The organism is Acidovorax sp. GW821-FHT10E04, from assembly GCF_059415185.1.
The window spans coordinates 436001-452806 of sequence record NZ_JBWKMT010000005.1; the positions used below are offsets into that span (position 1 = coordinate 436001).

The 16806-nt window shown below is 67.6% G+C and carries 17 protein-coding genes; 9 read left to right on the forward strand and 8 right to left on the reverse strand.

Annotation, left to right across the window (positions count from 1 at the left end; genetic code table 11):
* Window position 1 precedes the first annotated feature (1 nt).
* From AC07OC_RS18230 to AC07OC_RS18250, 5 genes are all read right to left on the reverse strand, one after another.
* A complete protein-coding gene (locus AC07OC_RS18230; RefSeq protein WP_494601877.1) occupies window positions 2-1927 on the reverse strand; it encodes an autotransporter assembly complex protein TamA in 1926 nt (641 codons plus the stop codon).
* Window positions 1928-2053: 126 nt separating this feature from the next.
* Window positions 2054-3241, reverse strand: a complete 1188-nt coding sequence (locus AC07OC_RS18235) for a vWA domain-containing protein (RefSeq protein WP_218295980.1) — start codon at window positions 3239-3241, stop codon at window positions 2054-2056.
* Between the two features lie 18 nt (window positions 3242-3259).
* The gene (locus AC07OC_RS18240) at window positions 3260-3862 is read right to left on the reverse strand and encodes a GNAT family N-acetyltransferase (RefSeq protein WP_218295979.1); all 603 of its coding nucleotides are present in this window, start codon (window positions 3860-3862) and stop codon (window positions 3260-3262) included.
* A 16-nt stretch (window positions 3863-3878) separates the two neighbouring features.
* Complete coding sequence (locus tag AC07OC_RS18245) at window positions 3879-4115, reverse strand: hypothetical protein (RefSeq protein WP_218339591.1); 237 nt, start codon at window positions 4113-4115, stop codon at window positions 3879-3881.
* Between the two features lie 10 nt (window positions 4116-4125).
* Window positions 4126-4980 (reverse strand): AAA family ATPase, encoded by an 855-nt coding sequence (locus AC07OC_RS18250; protein WP_218339590.1) that lies wholly within the window; start codon window positions 4978-4980, stop codon window positions 4126-4128.
* Window positions 4981-5086: 106 nt separating this feature from the next.
* Here AC07OC_RS18250 and AC07OC_RS18255 point away from each other — a divergent pair, with 106 nt between their 5' ends.
* From AC07OC_RS18255 to AC07OC_RS18265, 3 genes are all read left to right on the forward strand, one after another.
* The gene (locus AC07OC_RS18255) at window positions 5087-5749 is read left to right on the forward strand and encodes a c-type cytochrome (RefSeq protein ID WP_218339589.1); all 663 of its coding nucleotides are present in this window, start codon (window positions 5087-5089) and stop codon (window positions 5747-5749) included.
* A 144-nt stretch (window positions 5750-5893) separates the two neighbouring features.
* A complete protein-coding gene (locus tag AC07OC_RS18260) occupies window positions 5894-6619 on the forward strand; it encodes a helix-turn-helix transcriptional regulator (protein ID WP_218339588.1) in 726 nt (241 codons plus the stop codon).
* Between the two features lie 27 nt (window positions 6620-6646).
* Entirely contained in the window at window positions 6647-9415 is a 2769-nt protein-coding gene (locus tag AC07OC_RS18265) for an Ig-like domain repeat protein (RefSeq protein ID WP_218339587.1), read from the forward strand.
* A 125-nt stretch (window positions 9416-9540) separates the two neighbouring features.
* Here AC07OC_RS18265 and AC07OC_RS18270 read toward each other — a convergent pair whose 3' ends face one another.
* Window positions 9541-9975, reverse strand: coding sequence for a DUF1841 family protein (locus AC07OC_RS18270; RefSeq protein WP_218295973.1), 435 nt, complete (start codon window positions 9973-9975; stop codon window positions 9541-9543).
* Between the two features lie 219 nt (window positions 9976-10194).
* Here AC07OC_RS18270 and AC07OC_RS18275 point away from each other — a divergent pair, with 219 nt between their 5' ends.
* Window positions 10195-10416: a hypothetical protein gene (locus AC07OC_RS18275; protein WP_029413244.1), complete on the forward strand. Its 222-nt coding sequence runs from the start codon at window positions 10195-10197 to the stop codon at window positions 10414-10416.
* A gap of 102 nt (window positions 10417-10518) precedes the next feature.
* On the opposite strand, the gene AC07OC_RS18280 is transcribed toward AC07OC_RS18275, so the two are convergent.
* Complete coding sequence (locus AC07OC_RS18280; RefSeq protein WP_218295972.1) at window positions 10519-11328, reverse strand: IclR family transcriptional regulator domain-containing protein; 810 nt, start codon at window positions 11326-11328, stop codon at window positions 10519-10521.
* 91 nt (window positions 11329-11419) lie between these two features.
* Here AC07OC_RS18280 and AC07OC_RS18285 point away from each other — a divergent pair, with 91 nt between their 5' ends.
* From AC07OC_RS18285 to AC07OC_RS18305, 5 genes are all read left to right on the forward strand, one after another.
* Window positions 11420-12121, forward strand: coding sequence for a 3-oxoacid CoA-transferase subunit A (locus AC07OC_RS18285; protein ID WP_218295971.1), 702 nt, complete (start codon window positions 11420-11422; stop codon window positions 12119-12121).
* Between the two features lie 29 nt (window positions 12122-12150).
* Window positions 12151-12801, forward strand: coding sequence for a 3-oxoacid CoA-transferase subunit B (locus AC07OC_RS18290; RefSeq protein ID WP_218339585.1), 651 nt, complete (start codon window positions 12151-12153; stop codon window positions 12799-12801).
* Between the two features lie 72 nt (window positions 12802-12873).
* On the forward strand, window positions 12874-14079 hold the full coding sequence (gene pcaF, locus AC07OC_RS18295; protein WP_492246401.1) for a 3-oxoadipyl-CoA thiolase: 1206 nt from the start codon (window positions 12874-12876) through the stop codon (window positions 14077-14079).
* A 14-nt stretch (window positions 14080-14093) separates the two neighbouring features.
* The gene (locus AC07OC_RS18300) at window positions 14094-14825 is read left to right on the forward strand and encodes an SDR family NAD(P)-dependent oxidoreductase (RefSeq protein ID WP_218295968.1); all 732 of its coding nucleotides are present in this window, start codon (window positions 14094-14096) and stop codon (window positions 14823-14825) included.
* 146 nt (window positions 14826-14971) lie between these two features.
* Complete coding sequence (locus tag AC07OC_RS18305; protein WP_494601878.1) at window positions 14972-15985, forward strand: Bug family tripartite tricarboxylate transporter substrate binding protein; 1014 nt, start codon at window positions 14972-14974, stop codon at window positions 15983-15985.
* A gap of 114 nt (window positions 15986-16099) precedes the next feature.
* Here the strand turns inward: AC07OC_RS18305 and AC07OC_RS18310 are convergent, their stop codons facing one another.
* Window positions 16100-16702 (reverse strand): short chain dehydrogenase, encoded by a 603-nt coding sequence (locus AC07OC_RS18310; protein ID WP_218339581.1) that lies wholly within the window; start codon window positions 16700-16702, stop codon window positions 16100-16102.
* Window positions 16703-16806 lie beyond the last annotated feature (104 nt).

Consider the following 16806-nt stretch of genomic DNA (forward strand, 5'->3'; position numbering starts at 1 on the left):
ATCAGAAGCTGAAACCCAGCCGCAGGTGCAGCCGCAGTTCCTTGGTTTTCACGCCGTAGGCCAGATCGGCCTGCAAGGGGCCCACGGGGCTGCGCCAGCGCACGCCGGCACCCACGCCCACGCGCGGGTCCAGGTCCCCCATGCGGTCCGCCACGGCGCCCGCGTCCACGAACAGGGTGCTTTCCCAGTCGGTCATGGCGCCGCCGTAGACGATGGGCCGCTGCCATTCGACGCTGCCCACGGCCAGGTAGCGGCCTCCATAGAGCTGGCCGTTGTCCGTGCGCGCACCGATGCTGCGGTACCCGTAGCCGCGCACGGTGGTGTCGCCACCGGTCAGGAAAAGCTGGGTGACGGGAATCTGCGCGCCATCGCGCGCCACCACGGCGCCGGCTTCCGCCCGCAGCGCCACACGGGCGCTGCGGGCCACGCCCGCCGCGTCCTGCACGCGCCCCGCCGGGAGGAACGATTGCCACCGCACCAGCGTGCGCACGAACGGGTCGCGCTCGGGCCGCAGCGTGGTGCCCAGTCCCAGTTCCACGGCAATCCCGTGGCCCCGCGTGGGGGCTGTGGGGTTGTTGAAGTAGCGGCCTGTCCACCCGTAGTTCACGCTGACGGCCGTGCCCGATGGCGGGGCGTTCAGGCCCTGGCTGTTGGCGTAGTCGTACTGCAGGAAGTAGTTGCGGTCGATGTGCTTCGTGCTCTTGCTGCGCCCCGAGCGCAGGCGCCCGCTGTTGACTTCGTAGTCGCCCGTCGATTCACGCTGCAGCTGGCCGCCCGCGAACCAGCGCCAGCCCCGGTTGTCTGGCAGGTCGGTCCATTCGGTGCCCGCGAGCTTGGTCTCCCGGTCCAGCGACAGCTTGCTCACGGCGCGCCATCCCAAGCCGGGCAGCTGGTTGTGGATGTGCTCCAGGGACAGGCGTGCGCCGCTGTCGGTGGAGAAGCCGGGCCCGAACACGAGCTTTTGCAGCGGGGCTTCGCGCACCTGGGCAACGATGGGCGCGGCCTGGGGGTCGGTGCCCTCGGTGTCGAGCGTGAGGAACACCGCGTCGTAGTAGCCGCTGCTGGCCAGGCGCAGCTGGGCGTCCAGCAGTTCGGCCTCGTCATAGACCGCGCCCGTGGGCAGCCGCGCCAGGCGCCGGGCGCCGTCAGGGTCGTAGCGCTGGCTGCCATCGACCCGCAGTGGGCCGAAGCGGTAGACCGGCCCGGGGTCGTAGATCACGCTGAGCCTGGCTTCGTGCTTGTCGGCATCCACCTGCGCGCGGCTGCTGGCAATGCGCGCGGTGGGGTGGCGGCGGGCCTGAAGCTGGCGCAGGCCGTCGGTCTTCGCCGAATCCCAGGCCGATTGGGTGAATGGCTGGCCGGGCGAGAGGGACCAGTCGCGCTGCACGCGCTGCTGCTGGCGCAGGCTGGCTTTCGTGTCGGCAGCGTCGTTTTCCTGCGCCTGCGTGCCAGCGATGGCGGCGCCCGCGAAGTCGATGTCCGCGCTGGCGATGCGGGTCTGGGGCCCCGGCTCCACGGTCACCGTCACTGTGCGCGGCGCGGTCTTGCTGTCGGGGGTGTCGGTCAGCTCCACCGTGATGGTCGGGGCGAAGTAGCCCATGGTGCCCAGCAGTTCGCGCGCATTGGCGTCGGCCGCGCCCAGCAGGCGCTGCAGCTCGTTGGCGTGCAGGTCGGGCAGATTGCGAAAGCGCTGCAGCTCCAGGTGGCGCTCCAGCGTCTCGCGCACGCTGTCCGGGGCCTTGACCTGCACGTTGAACGACGGCGCATCCGATGCGGCGATGACCGGCGCGGGCGCCGAGGCGTCGCGTTCCTCCGCGCGGGGCAGCAGGCTGCAGCCCTGCAGGGCCAGCGCTCCGAAAAGCAGCAACGCCGGCCACGGGGCCGGCGTTGGAGATGTGGCGGTAGGGCGCGGGATGCTGAAATGCACGACAGGACGGTATATGGAGTGGAACGTGGCCCGCAGGCCTTGCCCCGCCACTATGCACCGAAAATAAGACCGCCTGTGTCAGACAGTTACGCGCGATGGACCGGTGCGCGCCGCGGGCGCCCCTGCCTACTTGGACAGCAGCCGCATCGTCTCTTCGAGCCCCTTGAGCGACAGCGGGTGCATGCGGTTGCCGACGAGCTGCTGGATGATGCTGATGCTCTGCCGGTATTGCCACACGCCCTGGGGCTCGGGGTTGATCCACGCGTGCTTGGGGAAGGCGTGCGTGAGGCGCTGGATCCACTCCGCCCCCGCCTCCTCGTTGTTGTATTCCACGCTGCCGCCGGGCTGCAGGATCTCGTAGGGGCTCATGGTCGCGTCGCCCACGAAGATCAGCTTGTAGTCCTTGTTGTACTTGCGGATGATGTCCCAGGTGGGAAACTTCTCCGCGAAGCGGCGGCGGTTGTTCTTCCACATGAAGTCGTACACGCAGTTGTGGAAGTAGTAGAACTCCAGGTGCTTGAACTCCGTCTTCACGGCGGAAAAGAGTTCCTCCACGCGCTGGATGTGCTCGTCCATGGTGCCGCCCACGTCCATCAGCAGCAGCACCTTCACGTTGTTGTGGCGCTCGGGCACCATCTTGATGTCGAGGTAGCCCGCGTTGGCGGCCGTGCTGCGGATGGTGTCGGGCAGGTCCAGCTCCAGCTCGTGCCCCTCGCGCGCGAACTTGCGCAGGCGGCGCAGGGCCACCTTGATGTTGCGCGTGCCCAGCTCCTGCTGGTCGTCGTAGTCCTTGTAGGCGCGCTGCTCCCACACCTTCACGGCGCTCTTGTTCTTGCCCGCGCCGCCAATGCGCACGCCCTGCGGGTTGTAGCCGCCGTGGCCAAACGGGCTGGTGCCGCCCGTGCCGATCCACTTGCTGCCGCCCTCGTGGCGTTCCTTCTGCTCTTCGAGCCGCTTCTTGAGCGTCTCCATGAGTTCGTCCCAGCCCATCTTCTCGATGGCTGCTTTCTGTTCAGGCGTGAGCTCGTTCTCCAGGATCTTGCGCAGCCAGTCGGCCGGGATCTCCTTGGTGAAGTCGGCCACCATCTCCACGCCCTTGAAGTAGGCGCCGAAGGCCCGGTCGAACTTGTCGTAGTGCTTCTCGTCCTTCACGAGCGTGAGGCGCGAGAGGTTGTAGAAGTCGTCCAGGCTCCAGGCATCGTCGGACTTGGGGCCCACCACGCCAGCCTGCAGGGCTTCGAGCAGGGTGAGGTATTCCTTGACCGATACCGGCAGCTTGGCCGAGCGCAGGGTGTAGAAGAAGTCGATGAGCATGGTTCTGGCCTCCAGCGGTTACTGGGAAAGCGTGTGGCGCTCTAAAAGGTATAGCAGCTGCGCCTTGGCTTCGGGCCATTCGCCCGAGCGCATGCTGTACATCACCGTGTCGCGGACGGTGCCGTCGCGGCGCAGGGCGTGGCCGCGGATCACGCCGTCCTTCCTGGCGCCCAGGCGCTCGATGGCTTTTTGCGAGGCGAAGTTGTAGTTGTCGGTGCGCCAGCCCACCACATGGCTGCCCAGCGTGTCGAAGGCGTGGCCCATCATCATCAGCTTGCACGTGGTGTTGACGTGGGTGCGCTGCACGCTCTGGCGGTACCAGGTGTAGCCGATCTCCACGCGCTTCACCGCGGGCAGGATGTCGTGGTAGCTCGTGGAGCCCAGGACCTTGCCGCTGGCATCCTCCACCACGGCGAACGCGAAGCGGTTGCCGTCCTCGCGCATCCTGAGCGCCGTCTCGATGTAGGCACGCGTGTCCTGGGGCTCGGGCACCGAGGTGACGCGCAGCTTCCACAGTTCGCCATCGGCGGCGGCGGCGGCCAGGCCGTGTTCGTGGGACAGCGCCAGGGGTTCCAGGCGGATGCCGCGGTCGCGCAGGGTGACGGGTTCTACAAAGGCCATGTGTCGTTGCCCTTCATCAGTCCTTGGAAGGCTTGTTGCGCCGGTGCGTCTGCCAGCGCCGTGCCGCATGCAGGCCCAGGCCGCCGCCCAGGCCCACGAGGGCAATGCCCCCCAGCGCCTTGTTGCCGTAGCCCGGCGCGAAGATGTCCAGGCCCAGCCACTGGCCCAGCCAGAAACCGGCGAGGGCGCCGCCGACAAAGCCGATGGCGTCGGCGATGCCGTCCATGAGGGAGGGGGTGGTGGGTGCGGCCATGGCGGGGGGACTACCGGTTCCGCTGGTTCATGAACACCAGCTTTTCGAAAAGGCTCACGTCCTGCTCGTTCTTGAGCAGCGCGCCCACCAGCGGCGGCACGGCCACCTTGTTGTCGGCGCTTTGCAGCGCGGTCAGCGGAATGTCTTCGGCCACCAGCAGCTTGAGCCAGTCGAGCAGTTCGCTGGTCGAGGGCTTCTTCTTCAGGCCGGGCAGGTTGCGCACGTCGTAGAACGTCTTCATCGCCACGCCCAGCAGCTCGCTCTTGAGCGTGGGGAAGTGCACGTTGACGATCTGGCGCATCGTTTCGGCTTCGGGGAACTTGATGAAGTGGAAGAAGCAGCGGCGCAGGAACGCGTCGGGCAGCTCCTTCTCGTTGTTGGAGGTGATGAACACCAGCGGGCGGTGCTTGGCCTTGATGAGCTCGCGCGTCTCGTAGCAGTAGAACTCCATGCGGTCGATCTCGCGCAGCAGGTCGTTCGGGAATTCGATGTCGGCCTTGTCGATCTCGTCGATCAGCAGCGCCACGGGGCGGTCGGCCGTGAAGGCCTGCCACAGCACGCCCTGGATGATGTAGTTGCGGATGTCCTTGACGCGCTCGGCGCTGTCGCCATCGCCCAGCTGGCTGTCCCGCAGGCGACTGACCGCGTCATACTCATACAGGCCCTGCTGCGCCTTCGTGGTGGACTTGATGTGCCATTGCAGCAGCGGCATGTCGAGCGCCTGGGCCACTTCCTCGGCCAGCATCGTCTTGCCGGTGCCCGGCTCCCCCTTGATGAGCAGCGGGCGTTGCAGGGTGATGGCCGCATTCACGGCGAGCATCAGGTCTTGGGTGGCGACGTAGTTCTGGGAGCCTTGGAATTTCATGGGGGCGAATCACCGGATCGTTGATGAATGGGCTTGACAGGCGCTGGCTATAATCGGCGGTTGATCAGAGCCCAGAGCTGAACTTCCACGAGATTGTGCGCGCAAAATGAACAAAACGCTGACCATGCTATTTGCCCTGGCTGTCGCTTCCGTGACCGCCCTGTCCCATGCCCAGGAAGCCAAAGGCGACGTGGAAGCCGGCAAGCAGAAGATTGCCATGTGCATTGGCTGCCACGGCATTCCGGGCTACCAGGCCAGCTTTCCCGAAGTGCACAAGGTGCCCATGATCTCGGGCCAGAGCGCCAAGTACATTGCCTCGGCGCTCGTCGCCTACCAGAAGGGCGAGCGCAAGCACCCCACCATGCGCGGCATCGCGGATTCGCTGAGCGAAAAGGACATCGCCGACGTGGCCGCCTACTATGAGCAGCATGGCAAGACGGGGGCCGAACTGCCCGCCAAGCCCGGCCGCGAACCCAGCGTGCAGGTGGCCGAGCTTCTGAAGAAGGGCGCCTGCGTTTCGTGCCACGGCGACAACTTCGCCAAGCCCATCGACCCTTCGTACCCCAAGATCGCGGGCCAGCACGCGGACTACCTCTTCGTGGCCCTCAAGTCCTACAAGGCCGAGAAGAACCCCAACGTGGGCCGCAGCAACGCCATCATGGGCGGCGTGGCCAAGCAGTTCACCAATGCGGAGCTGAAGGCGCTGTCGGGCTACATCAGCGGCATCGACGGCGACCTGCACGTGGTGCCGCAATCGCGTTTCCGCTGAGCCGCTGCGGTGTGCCACCAAGAAGACGCCCCTCCTGCGAGGGGCGTTTTTGTTGGTGGCGGGGCATGACGGGCGGCTGAGGGTCAGCTTCGGCACGGGATGCTGGTATTTTTGAACGGTTGCATCGATCCAGGCGGAGACACGATGGGCTATCTCGACTCGCATTCTCTGCACCGGCTGAGCCACGCGACGCTGCTGGTGCATTCGACACGGGACCCGAACGACCTGTCGAACAACCTGCTCCAGGCGCTGCGCAGCGTGGTGGGCGGAGACATCTTCGTTGTCGACTGGCGCAACTGCACGCCGACGCTGCGCACCCTGTATGCGCCGGAGCGCGCCGTGTCGCGCGAAATCAACGAGGCCGTCCATCAGCACCTTGGCGACAATCCCGGCTACGGCAAGCGCCGCGTGCCGATGAGCATTTCCGACCAACTCTCGCCGACGGCGTGGAGCCGGTGTGCGCTGAACGCGGAGGCCTATGGCCGCGTCGGCCAGAAGGATGGGCTGGGCCTGGACATCGACCTTGGCGAAGGGCGCATGCTCACGCTCAATGTCACGCGCGCAACGCGCGGCTTCGGCGACCCCGAGCGCACGTCGCTCGCGCTGCTGGAAGGCCACATCCGCCAGACGCTGGGCCGCCTGCAGGCCCGCAGCAGGCGCCGCCACATCGCGCACCGGCTGCACGATCGCGCCTTGAGCGAGCGCCAGCGCGAAGTGCTCGTGGCGGTGGCCCATGGCGCGACCAACGCCGAAGTCGCGGCAAGGCTCGGCATTCGCCCGGGTACCGTCAAGCGCCATCTCGAAGACATCTACGTCAAGACAGGCGTCGGCAGCCGGCACCAGCTCGCCGGTTGGCTGGCTGACGAATAGGCGCGCGCGGTCGTGTGCCGTCGGCACATGACCTGTGAATTTTCCTCCCCTACGATCCATCGCGATGCTGCGGCGGGCCGTGATCCGCTGCCAAAACCGAAGACAGGGGATGAGATGGGCAGGAGTGTCTGGCACCTGAAGGGCGCGTTGTGCCTGTTCGCCGCCGTGTGCGCAACGCTGGTCCTGGGGGGCTGTGCCATCGTCGTGCAGACGCAATGGATCGAGGCGCCGCTGGTCGCGGACGCGAGTCTGCAGGGATCGGATTACGCACCGAGCAATCCCGATGGCCTGCGGATCAATGAACATCAGCAGGCGGTCGTCCGCTTCTCGCTCGATACGCTTCCCAACGGCAACATGGTCCTGGTGTCGCGGGCGGGCTCCGGTCAGCCGCTCCAGGTGGGGCCGTCCGCCTATGCGCTGACCGCGGACAAGATCGCCAGGGCCAGGATCGTCGTCTATGTCCAGAACGTCCGGGTGGCCGGCAGCGTTGCGTTGGTTCCCCTCGAAGGCAATGGCTGCTGGCCGCAGGAAAGCGTGGCGCCTGCATGCGTGGAGGGCCCGCCGACGCCTGGCGTCGACCCGGACTACCAGGCCGGAAGCAGCGTGCGCAAGCCGGTGGCCATTCGCCAACCGGGCTTTCGGAGCTTCGACGCCACCGACATCGTCAAGTCGTGGGTGGACGGCAGCCGTGCCAACAACGGCATCAAGATCGTCAGCGTCCCAGGTGCCGATGCGTCCCATGCCGACTTCGATGTCGCGGCGAAGGAATCGAGCCCGGGCAAGACGCTGGTGCCGCATTCCGTCCAGTTGTTGATCACGCTGTCGGATTTGACGGGGGTGTCATCGAATGCCGCATCGTCGTCCCAGATCCAGGAGAACGCTCCCGGTGCGGCGGATGCGGGCAGTGCCGATCTGCGGCTGAGCGGCACGGCCGGAAGCCGCGGCGTCGCGCTGCTCAAGACGCCGGAGCTTCCTTTTGTGGTCCGCAGCATCATGCAGTATTCCTCCACGCCGCTGCAGGCCAGCCTCGTGACCTATGCCAGCAGCGTTTCGCAACCGGCCACGCTGCGGCTCTCCCCGGCCGAGGACTTCGACGCGGGCACCGTCTCCTGGAACACCCAGCCCGCGTGGGACGGCGCCCGGGCGGCGACGGCGCCTGTGGCGGGACCGGGCGCGGTCAGCGTGTTCGATTTCAGCCGCAACTACGCGGAGCTGCTGGCGGACGAACAGAATGCGAACCCCGGCACGACGGATTCCGCGCTGCCAGGCTATGCGGCCGCACTCGAGCCGGACGCCGGCGCTCTCGCCACCGTCGATGGTGTGCCGAACAGCACCACTGCGCGCGCGCCGCGGGCAACACTGGTGTACAAGACGCCCGAGGCGCTCCAGGGTCCGCTGGCTATTTTTCAGGGCGTGAGACTCTTCGATCCCGGCGACGCGGGCCCCTGGGGCTGGGAGACCGCCTACATGCCGGCCTCGCAGTCGTTCAGCATGCGCATCGGCCAGCCCTCCTCTCCGTTTGGAGTGCGGCCGCAAACGGTGTGGAGCGACACCCATGCCATCGGCTTTCTTTCTGTGCCCGTCAACGTTGCAGCGCCCGGCACGGGCGCGAGCGCGACCTTCCCTTCCGGGAGGAATACCTTCGAGACGATGGGCTCCGACAACTGGACCCCCGTCGTGCCCACGGCCAATCGTGTCGTCGGAAGCTACCTCGTGCACATCACGATGCCGGGGCACAACGCGCGCTTTGATCTGCAGTTTCACAACCTGCCGCTTCCGGTGCCCGCATTGCAAGGGCCGTCCACCGTGCTGCTGCCCGCGGGACAAACGGCGGTTTCGCTGCCTGCGACGGCCCCGGCCGATCCTGCCGCAGGATTCGTATTGGCGGTGGACGATGCCGTCGTCAACGCCCATATCGACAACACGACGAAATGGAGGATCACGAGCTCGGTGGCGGGCGACGTCCTGCCTGGCGTGATCGCGCAGAGCGATGGCAGCGTGGGCTGGCCCATCGGCTTTGCCTCGGCCGGGCCGCGGACGCTGACCGTGACGAGCCAGGGCGATGCCTCGGTCCGGGCATCGATGCAGACGACGGTGCAACAGCAGTCGAGCGTGCGCCTGGCTCAGCCGCTGGCCGGAGCCACGTTCGTCTACGGCCAGGCGATCACGCTCCTGGCCGAAGTGACGGGGGGAGCGGGGCCGCCGGCCGGCAGCGTGCACTTTTCCGATGGCGCGGCGACGGACCTTGGCGATGAGGGGCTTGATGCCTCCGCCAGGGCGGCTCTCGCGCGCCAGTTGCCCGTTGGACGGCACGACGTCCAGGCGGCCTATGCAGGCGACATCGCCAGCTTCACGCTGCCTTCGGTGTCCAATCCGGTGGCCATCGAGGTCCTGCCAGCTTCGACGGGTATCGCCCTGGGGGCGGTGGGGCCGGTCGGTCTGGGCGGTTCGGTGACGGTGTGGGCGACGCTGGCGGTGGCCGCGCCGGGGGGCGGCACGCCGACGGGAACGATCACGATCACGAACACCACCGACGGCCTGAGCTGCAGCTACGCGGCGGCCGCGGCGGCGCCAGGCTGCTCACTGCGGCCGAAGGGCTCTGGCACGAAGGCGCTGACCGCGAGCTACTCCGGCGACGGCAATTTCCTGGCAAGCAGCGCGGCGGGGACCCTGGTCGTGAGCGCATCGCCCACCCCTGTGCCGGTGCCCCTGTTCTCGCGGGAAGGGCTCGGGCTGCTGGTGCTGCTGCTGGCCGGCACCGCGCTGGCGCACAAGGCGCGCAAGCCCGGGCGCTGAGCGGGGAGGGTTCAGCGCCGCATGCGAATTTGCATGCAGCCGGGCAACCAGGCGGGAAGCCCAGGACAGGGCTGCAGCATGGCGAGGTGAACCAACGACGTCATGCGGTTGGAGGCCAATCCGTCTCAGTCCCGCGTGGCCCGCCGCTGCACGCAGGCGATGTAGGCCTCGCCGTCCGGCGGGCGGCCGGCGCGCTGGCTTTCCCACAGCATCTCGCCCAGGCAGTCCATGGCGGCGTGGTGCGCATCGTGCAGCGAGTCGAGCCGCGCGGTCAGCAGCTCCACCGCCTGGCGGATGCCGCGCGGCTGGTCGATGCTGCACTGCTCGCTGATCGACAGGTGCATGGACAGGTGCAGGAAGGGGTTGGTCTGGCCCGGCGTCTCGTCGTAGTTGCGCGCCACGGCGGCATCGGCGTCGGACAGGTCGGTGTGGTACTCGGGGTGCTCGGCGATCCACAGGCTGGCCAGCGTCTCGATGGCTTCCATGGGCGCGCCGGCCTGGGTCTTGGCGTGCACCCCGCAGAGAAAGCGGCGCACGTCGGCTTGGGAGGGGCTGAACATGGGGCGTGAGCGTAGCACGCAGCCCTGGCGCACAGGGCGTGCAGGGTTGCACGCGGCGCCGGAGTGCGGCTGGCGCGCCGGGGCGGGTGCGCGACGCGCGGCAGCGGCGGTGTCCTACGCGGGCGCGGCGGGAGCTGCCCTACATTGGCGATGCGCAGGGACAGGGAGCCGGGCCCGCTCTGCCGCAGTCCCTGAATACCCGGTGTTGGGAGATCTGTCATGAATGCAATGCGAATCGTTGGTGTGCTTTTGTTGGTGCTGGGCTTGGCAGGTTTTCTGACGGGGGGCTTCAGCTTCACCAAGGACACCACGCAGGCCAAGCTGGGCCCGCTGGAACTGACGGTCAAGGAAAAAGAGTCCGTCAACATTCCCCAGTGGATGAGCCTGGGGGCGATGGTGCTGGGCGGCGTGGTGCTGGTGCTGGGCTTTCGCAAGAACTGAGCCTTCACCACCCCAGCGTGGGCGCCCTGTGCGCGCAATGCCCGTGCCGGTGCCGGGCTGGCACCGGCGTGAAGCCGCCCGGCGGCCGCCGGGCCCCGGGCTTCACTCGCCCCGGCCGCGCGGCGCACCCATCATGCGCGAGATGGTCTTCGCGGCGCGCAGCAGCGCGGGCAGCAGGCTCTCCTGCATCATGGCCGCGCTGGTGCGGTTGGCCTGCCCGCTGATGTTGAGCGCCGCCACCGTCCGCCCCGTGCGGTCGGCCAGTGGCGCGGCGATCGAGATCAATCCTTCCTCCAGCTCCTGGTTCACCAGGCACCAGCCCTGCTGGCGTGCCTCGCGGATGCGCGACAGCAGCGCGGGCAGCTCGGTGGTGGTGTGCGCGGTGAAGCGCTCCAGCGGATGCTGCGCCAGGCGGGCCTCCAGCTCCTCATCGGGCAGCCCGGCCAGCAGCACGCGGCCCATCGAGGTCCAGGGCGCGGGCAGGCGCGAGCCCACGCCCAGGTTCGTGCGCATGATCTTGTGCGTGGGCACGCGCAGCACGTAGACGATGTCGAGGCCGTCGAGCACGGCGGCCGAGGACGACTCGCGCACTTCTTCCACCAGGTCCTCCATCACCGGCTCGGCCAGGTTCCAGATCGGCAGCGATGAAAGGTACGCAAATCCCAGGTCCAGGATGCGCGGGCTCAGCCGAAAGAGCTTGCCGTCCGTCTCCACATAGCCCAGCGTCTGCAGCGTGAGCAGGATGCGGCGCGCACCCGCGCGCGTGAGGCCCGCACGGGCCGCCACTTCGCTCAGCGTCTGCTGCGGCGTGGCCGCGCTGAACGAGCGGATCACCTCCAGCCCGCGCGCGAACGACTGCACATAGCTGTCGCTGGGCTTGGGGTCTTTGGCGTCAGGGGTTTGGATATTCATACGTGCGCCTACTATAATTCTTTATGCGAACATTTGTTCTATAAGCGAACAAATTGAAACCGAAGATCAAGCAAATCACGAAAGCGTTTCGATGATCAACAAACTGGCGGACTCGGTGGCCCAGGCCCTGCAAGGGGTGAAGGATGGTGCCACGGTGTTGATAGGCGGATTTGGCACGGCGGGCATTCCGGGTGAGCTCATCGACGGGCTCATCGCCCAGGGCGCCCGGGACCTGACGGTGGTGAACAACAACGCCGGCAATGCCGACCAGGGCCTGGCCGCGCTGCTCAAGGCGGGGCAGGTGCGCAAGATCATCTGCAGCTTTCCGCGCCAGGTCGACAGCTATGTGTTCGACGACCTGTACCGCAGCGGCAAGCTGGAGCTCGAGCTCGTGCCCCAGGGCAACCTGGCCGAGCGCCTGCGGGCGGCGGGGGCGGGCATCGGCGCCTTCTTCTGCCCTACGGCTTACGGCACCGAGTTGGCCGCCGGCAAGGAAACGCGCGAGATCAACGGCAGGCACTACGTGCTCGAATTCCCCATCCACGGCGACGTGGCGCTGATCAAGGCCGAGCAGGGCGACCGCTGGGGGAACCTCACCTACCGCATGTCGGCCCGCAACTTCGGGCCGGTGATGGCCACCGCCGCCAAGACCACCATCGCCACCGTGCACGAGGTGGTGGAGCTGGGCGCGCTGGACCCCGAGGCCATCGTCACCCCCGGCATCTACGTGAGCCATGTGGTCAAGATCGACCGCACGGCCACGCAGGCGGGCGGTTTCAAGAAATCGGCATGAAATCGGCCCCTACCGCACAAGGATAAAGCGTGAGCAGCTATCAAAAGCGTAGTAAAGAAGAACTGGCAAAACGCGTGGCGCAAGACATCCACGACGGCGCCTACGTCAACCTGGGCATCGGCCAGCCCACCCTGGTGGCCAACCACATTCCCGCGGGCCGCGAGGTCATCCTGCAAAGCGAGAACGGCATCCTGGGCATGGGCCCAGCACCCGCCGCAGGCCTGGAGGACTACGACCTCATCAACGCCGGCAAGCAGCCGGTGACGCTGCTGCCCGGTGGCGCGTACTTCCACCACGCCGACAGCTTCGCGATGATGCGCGGCGGGCACCTCGATATCTGCGTGCTGGGCGCCTTCCAGGTCAGCGCCACGGGCGACCTGGCCAACTGGAGCACCGGCGAGCCCGGCGCCATCCCGGCCGTGGGCGGCGCGATGGACCTGGCCATCGGCGCCAAGCAGACCTGGGTGATGATGGACCTGCTGACCAAGCAGGGCGCGAGCAAGATCGTCGAGCGCTGCAGCTACCCGCTCACCGGTGTCGCGTGCGTGAAGCGCATCTACACCGATCTGTGCACACTGGCCTGCACGCCCACGGGGCTGCAGCTCATCGACACCGTGCCGGGCCTTTCCCACGCCGAACTCGAAAGCCTGGTGGGCCAGCCCATCCGTCCGGCGGCCTGAGCACCCGCGGGCGCCCCGAATCCCTTCCCTTTTCAACGAGCCGATCCACCGAGATCCGAGGAGACAAAAAACATGACCACCCAAGCCTTCATCTGCGACGCCATCCGCACCCCCTTCGGCCGCTACGGCGGCGCATTGAGCAGCGTGCGCACCGACGACCTGGGCGCCATCCCCATCAAGGCGCTGATGGACCGCAACCCCGGCGTGGACTGGGCCGCGGTGACCGACGTGCTCTACGGCTGCGCCAACCAGGCCGGCGAGGACAACCGCAACGTGGCCCACATGAGCAGCCTGCTGGCGGGCCTGCCCATCGACGTGCCCGGCGCCACCATCAACCGCCTGTGCGGCTCGGGGCTGGACGCCGTGGGCACCGCCGCGCGCGCCATCAAGGCGGGCGAGGCGGGCCTGATGATCGCGGGCGGCGTGGAGAGCATGAGCCGCGCGCCCTTCGTCATGCCCAAGGCAGAAAGCGCCTTCAGCCGCAACAACGCGGTGTACGACACCACCATCGGCTGGCGCTTCATCAACAAGCTGATGAAGGAAAAGTACGGCGTGGACTCCATGCCCGAAACCGCCGAGAACGTGGCCACCGACTTCGGCATCGAGCGCGAGGCGCAGGACCGCATGGCGCTGCGCAGCCAGCTCAACGCCGTGGCGGCCATCAAGGACGGCCACCTGGCGCGCGAGATCGTGCCGGTGCATATCCCGCAAAAGAAGGGCGACGCCATCGTCGTCAGCCAGGACGAACACCCCCGCGAGACCAGCCTGGAAGCGCTGGCCAGGCTCAAGGGCGTGGTGCGGCCCGATGGCACGGTGACAGCGGGCAACGCGTCGGGCGTGAACGACGGCGCCTGCGCGCTGCTGCTGGCCGATGAAGCCCATGCCGCCAAGTACGGCCTCAAGCCCCGCGCCCGCGTGGTGGGCATGGCCGTGGCCGGTGTGGCGCCGCGCATCATGGGCTTTGGCCCCACGCCCGCCACGCAGAAGGTGCTGGCGCAGACGGGCCTGACCATCGACCACATGGACGTGATCGAACTCAACGAAGCCTTTGCCGCGCAGGGCCTGGCCGTGCTGCGCGCCCTGGGCCTCAAGGACGACGACGCGCGGGTGAACGCCTGGGGCGGCGCGATTGCGCTGGGCCACCCGCTGGGTGCCAGCGGCGCGCGGCTGGTCACCACCGCCGTGAACCGCCTGCACGAGCATGCGGGCCAGTACGCGCTGTGCACCATGTGCATCGGCGTGGGCCAGGGCATCGCCATCATCCTGGAGCGCGTGTGACCGTGGCCTCTGCAGTGACTTCCTCCACCCCCGTCACCGTCGTCACCGGTGCCAGCAACGGCATCGGCCGCGCCATTGCCGAAGCCGTGCTCGCCCAGGGCCGCGCCGTGGTCAATCTGGACTACGCGCTGCCCACGTGGAGCCACCCGCTGCTCACCTCGTACCAGGGCGACCTGACCGACGAGGCATCGACCCGCGAGCGCGCGGCAGAGATCGCCGCCAGGCACAACGTGACCGCCCTGGTGAACAACGCGGGCGCGACGCGCCCCGGCACCATCGACACCGCCACCACCGCGCAGCTGGACGACGTGGTGGGCCTGCACCTGCGCGCGCCCATGCTGCTGGTGCAGGCCTTTCTGTCCACGCTGCGGGCCTGCGGCCAGGGCCGCATCGTCAACATGTCGTCGCGCGCCGCGCTGGGCAAGGGCGACCGCGTCGTCTACTCGGCCACCAAGGCCGGGATGATCGGCATGACGCGCACGCTGGCCATGGAACTGGGGCGCGACGGCATCACCGTCAACGCCATCGGCCCGGGGCCGATCGCCACCGAACTGTTCCGCCAGAGCAACCCCGAGGGCGCGCCGCAGACCGAGCGCATCCTGAACAGTATTGCGGTGGGCCGCATGGGCACGCCCGACGACGTGGCGCGCGCGGCGCTGTTCTTCCTCTCGCCCGACAACGGTTTCGTGACCGGGCAGGTGTTGTACGTGTGCGGTGGTACCACGCTCGGCGTGGCACCTGTCTAGCCACCTGAACGCATTTTCACTGCAGCCCTGAAAGGGGCGCACCCCCTGTTCTCGCCCGGAGGCCTTGGCGCCCGGTTGAGGCCATGGCGCGGCGGATGCCGCGCTCGTGACACCCATTTCATCCACCTTCCTGAAGGAGACAAACCATGACCCGTTCCATCCACACCACCCGCCGCTTCGCGCTGTCGGCCGCTGCCTGCGCGGGCATCGCCGCCATCGCCGCTGGTGGCCTGCTGGGCAGCAGCGCAGCCATGGCCCAGGCCTATCCCACCAAGCCCGTCACCATCGTCGTGCCCTTCGCGGCCGGCGGCACCACCGACATCCTGGCGCGCATCATCGGCCAGGCGCTGACCACGGAACTCGGCCAGTCGGTCATCGTGGACAACCGCGCGGGCGCGGGCGGCAACATCGGCGGCGCGCTGGCGGCCAAGGCCCCGGCGGACGGCTACACGCTCTTCATGGGCACGGTGGGCACGCATGCCATCAACGCCGCGCTGTACAAGAAGATGCCCTTCGATCCGATCAAGGACTTCGCGCCGCTCACGCGCGTGGCCAATGTGCCCAACCTGCTGGTGGCCAACCCCGCACAGCCCTACAAGAGCGTGAAGGAGCTGATCGCCTACGCCAAGGCCAACCCCGGCAAGGTGAACTTCGGCTCGTCGGGCAACGGCAGCTCCATCCACCTGTCGGGCGAGCTGTTCAAGAGCCTGGCCAAGGTGGACATGGTGCACGTGCCCTACAAGGGCAGCGCACCGGCGGTGACCGACCTGCTGGGCAACCAGATCGGCATCATGTTCGACAACATGCCCTCGGCCATCCAGCATGTGCGCAGCGGCAAGCTGGTGCCGCTTGCCGTGACCACGGCCAAGCGCTCGCCCGAGCTGCCCAATGTGCCCACCATCGCCGAAGCCGGCGTGCCCGGCTACGAGGCCACGTCCTGGTTCGGCATGTTCGCGCCCGCCGGCACGCCCGCACCGGTGCTGGCCCGGCTCAACACCGCGCTGGCCAAGGTGCTGAACCAGGCCGAGGTGAAGAAGAAGATCAACGAGCAGGGCGCCGAGACGTACAGCGAAACGCCCGAGCAGTTTGCCGCCTTCATCCAGGCCGAGTCCGTGAAGTGGGGCAAGGTCGTCAAGGAATCCGGCGCGAGTCTGGACTGATCTGCGCCTTCGATCATTGATGCTACTAAATTGATAGCTTCTGCCGCTTGCTGGACAAGCGGCAGCAGCTATTTTCTTTTCATGCCCAGACGGGTAGGGTGCAGGTGGCCGTGATCATTGCACGCGGTACACCCGCCCCGTCTGCGCGCCTTCCACGCTGCGCTGGTAGCCGCGCGCGGCGCGCTCGGCAGACACCGTGTCGAAGCCGGGGAAGAACGGCCCGTACACGCCCACCGATTCGGTGAGGATGGTGGGGCTCACGGCGTTGATGCGCAGGCCGCGCGGCAGCTCGATGGCGGCGGCGGCCACGAAGCCCTCGATGGCGGCGTTCACCGCCGTGGCGCTGGCGCCGTTGCGGATGGGCTCGATGGACAGGATGCCTGCGGTCAGCGTGATGGAGCCGCCATCGGCCAGGTACTTCTGGCCGATCAAAGCCAATTGCACCTGGCCCAGCAGCTTGTCCTGCAGCCCCAGGTTGAACTGCTCGGGCGTCATGTCGGCCAGCGGGCCGAAGTGCAGGTTGCCGGCGGTGCTGATGATGGCATCGACCTGGCCCACCGCCTCGAACAGCCTGGCGACCGAGCCCGGCTGGGAAAAGTCTGCGCGGTGCGTGCCGCTGCTGCGGCCCACGGTGATCACGTCGTGGCGCGCGCCCAGGTTGGCCAGCACGGCCTGGCCGATGGTGCCGCTCGCGCCGATGAGAAGAATCTTGGACATGGTGTTTTCCTTTGCTTGAAAAAGAACGGGTGGAGGAACAGACAGGCCCCGATTCTTTTGCGAATCAATCAATGCATAAAGTACATTGAAGTTCTTCTTGTGCT

Coding starts and splice junctions, on each gene's coding strand:
- AC07OC_RS18235 (WP_218295980.1), bottom strand. CDS start 3,241: ATGCTCATCGACTTCTTCTACACCCTGCGCTCGGCCAAGCTGCCGGTA.
- AC07OC_RS18240 (WP_218295979.1), bottom strand. CDS start 3,862: ATGGCCTTTGTAGAACCCGTCACCCTGCGCGACCGCGGCATCCGCCTG.
- AC07OC_RS18245 (WP_218339591.1), bottom strand. CDS start 4,115: ATGGCCGCACCCACCACCCCCTCCCTCATGGACGGCATCGCCGACGCC.
- AC07OC_RS18250 (WP_218339590.1), bottom strand. CDS start 4,980: ATGAAATTCCAAGGCTCCCAGAACTACGTCGCCACCCAAGACCTGATG.
- AC07OC_RS18255 (WP_218339589.1), top strand. CDS start 5,087: ATGAACAAAACGCTGACCATGCTATTTGCCCTGGCTGTCGCTTCCGTG.
- AC07OC_RS18260 (WP_218339588.1), top strand. CDS start 5,894: ATGGGCTATCTCGACTCGCATTCTCTGCACCGGCTGAGCCACGCGACG.
- AC07OC_RS18265 (WP_218339587.1), top strand. CDS start 6,647: ATGACCTGTGAATTTTCCTCCCCTACGATCCATCGCGATGCTGCGGCG.
- AC07OC_RS18270 (WP_218295973.1), bottom strand. CDS start 9,975: ATGTTCAGCCCCTCCCAAGCCGACGTGCGCCGCTTTCTCTGCGGGGTG.
- AC07OC_RS18275 (WP_029413244.1), top strand. CDS start 10,195: ATGAATGCAATGCGAATCGTTGGTGTGCTTTTGTTGGTGCTGGGCTTG.
- AC07OC_RS18280 (WP_218295972.1), bottom strand. CDS start 11,328: ATGAATATCCAAACCCCTGACGCCAAAGACCCCAAGCCCAGCGACAGC.
- AC07OC_RS18285 (WP_218295971.1), top strand. CDS start 11,420: ATGATCAACAAACTGGCGGACTCGGTGGCCCAGGCCCTGCAAGGGGTG.
- pcaF (WP_492246401.1), top strand. CDS start 12,874: ATGACCACCCAAGCCTTCATCTGCGACGCCATCCGCACCCCCTTCGGC.
- AC07OC_RS18305 (WP_494601878.1), top strand. CDS start 14,972: ATGACCCGTTCCATCCACACCACCCGCCGCTTCGCGCTGTCGGCCGCT.
- AC07OC_RS18310 (WP_218339581.1), bottom strand. CDS start 16,702: ATGTCCAAGATTCTTCTCATCGGCGCGAGCGGCACCATCGGCCAGGCC.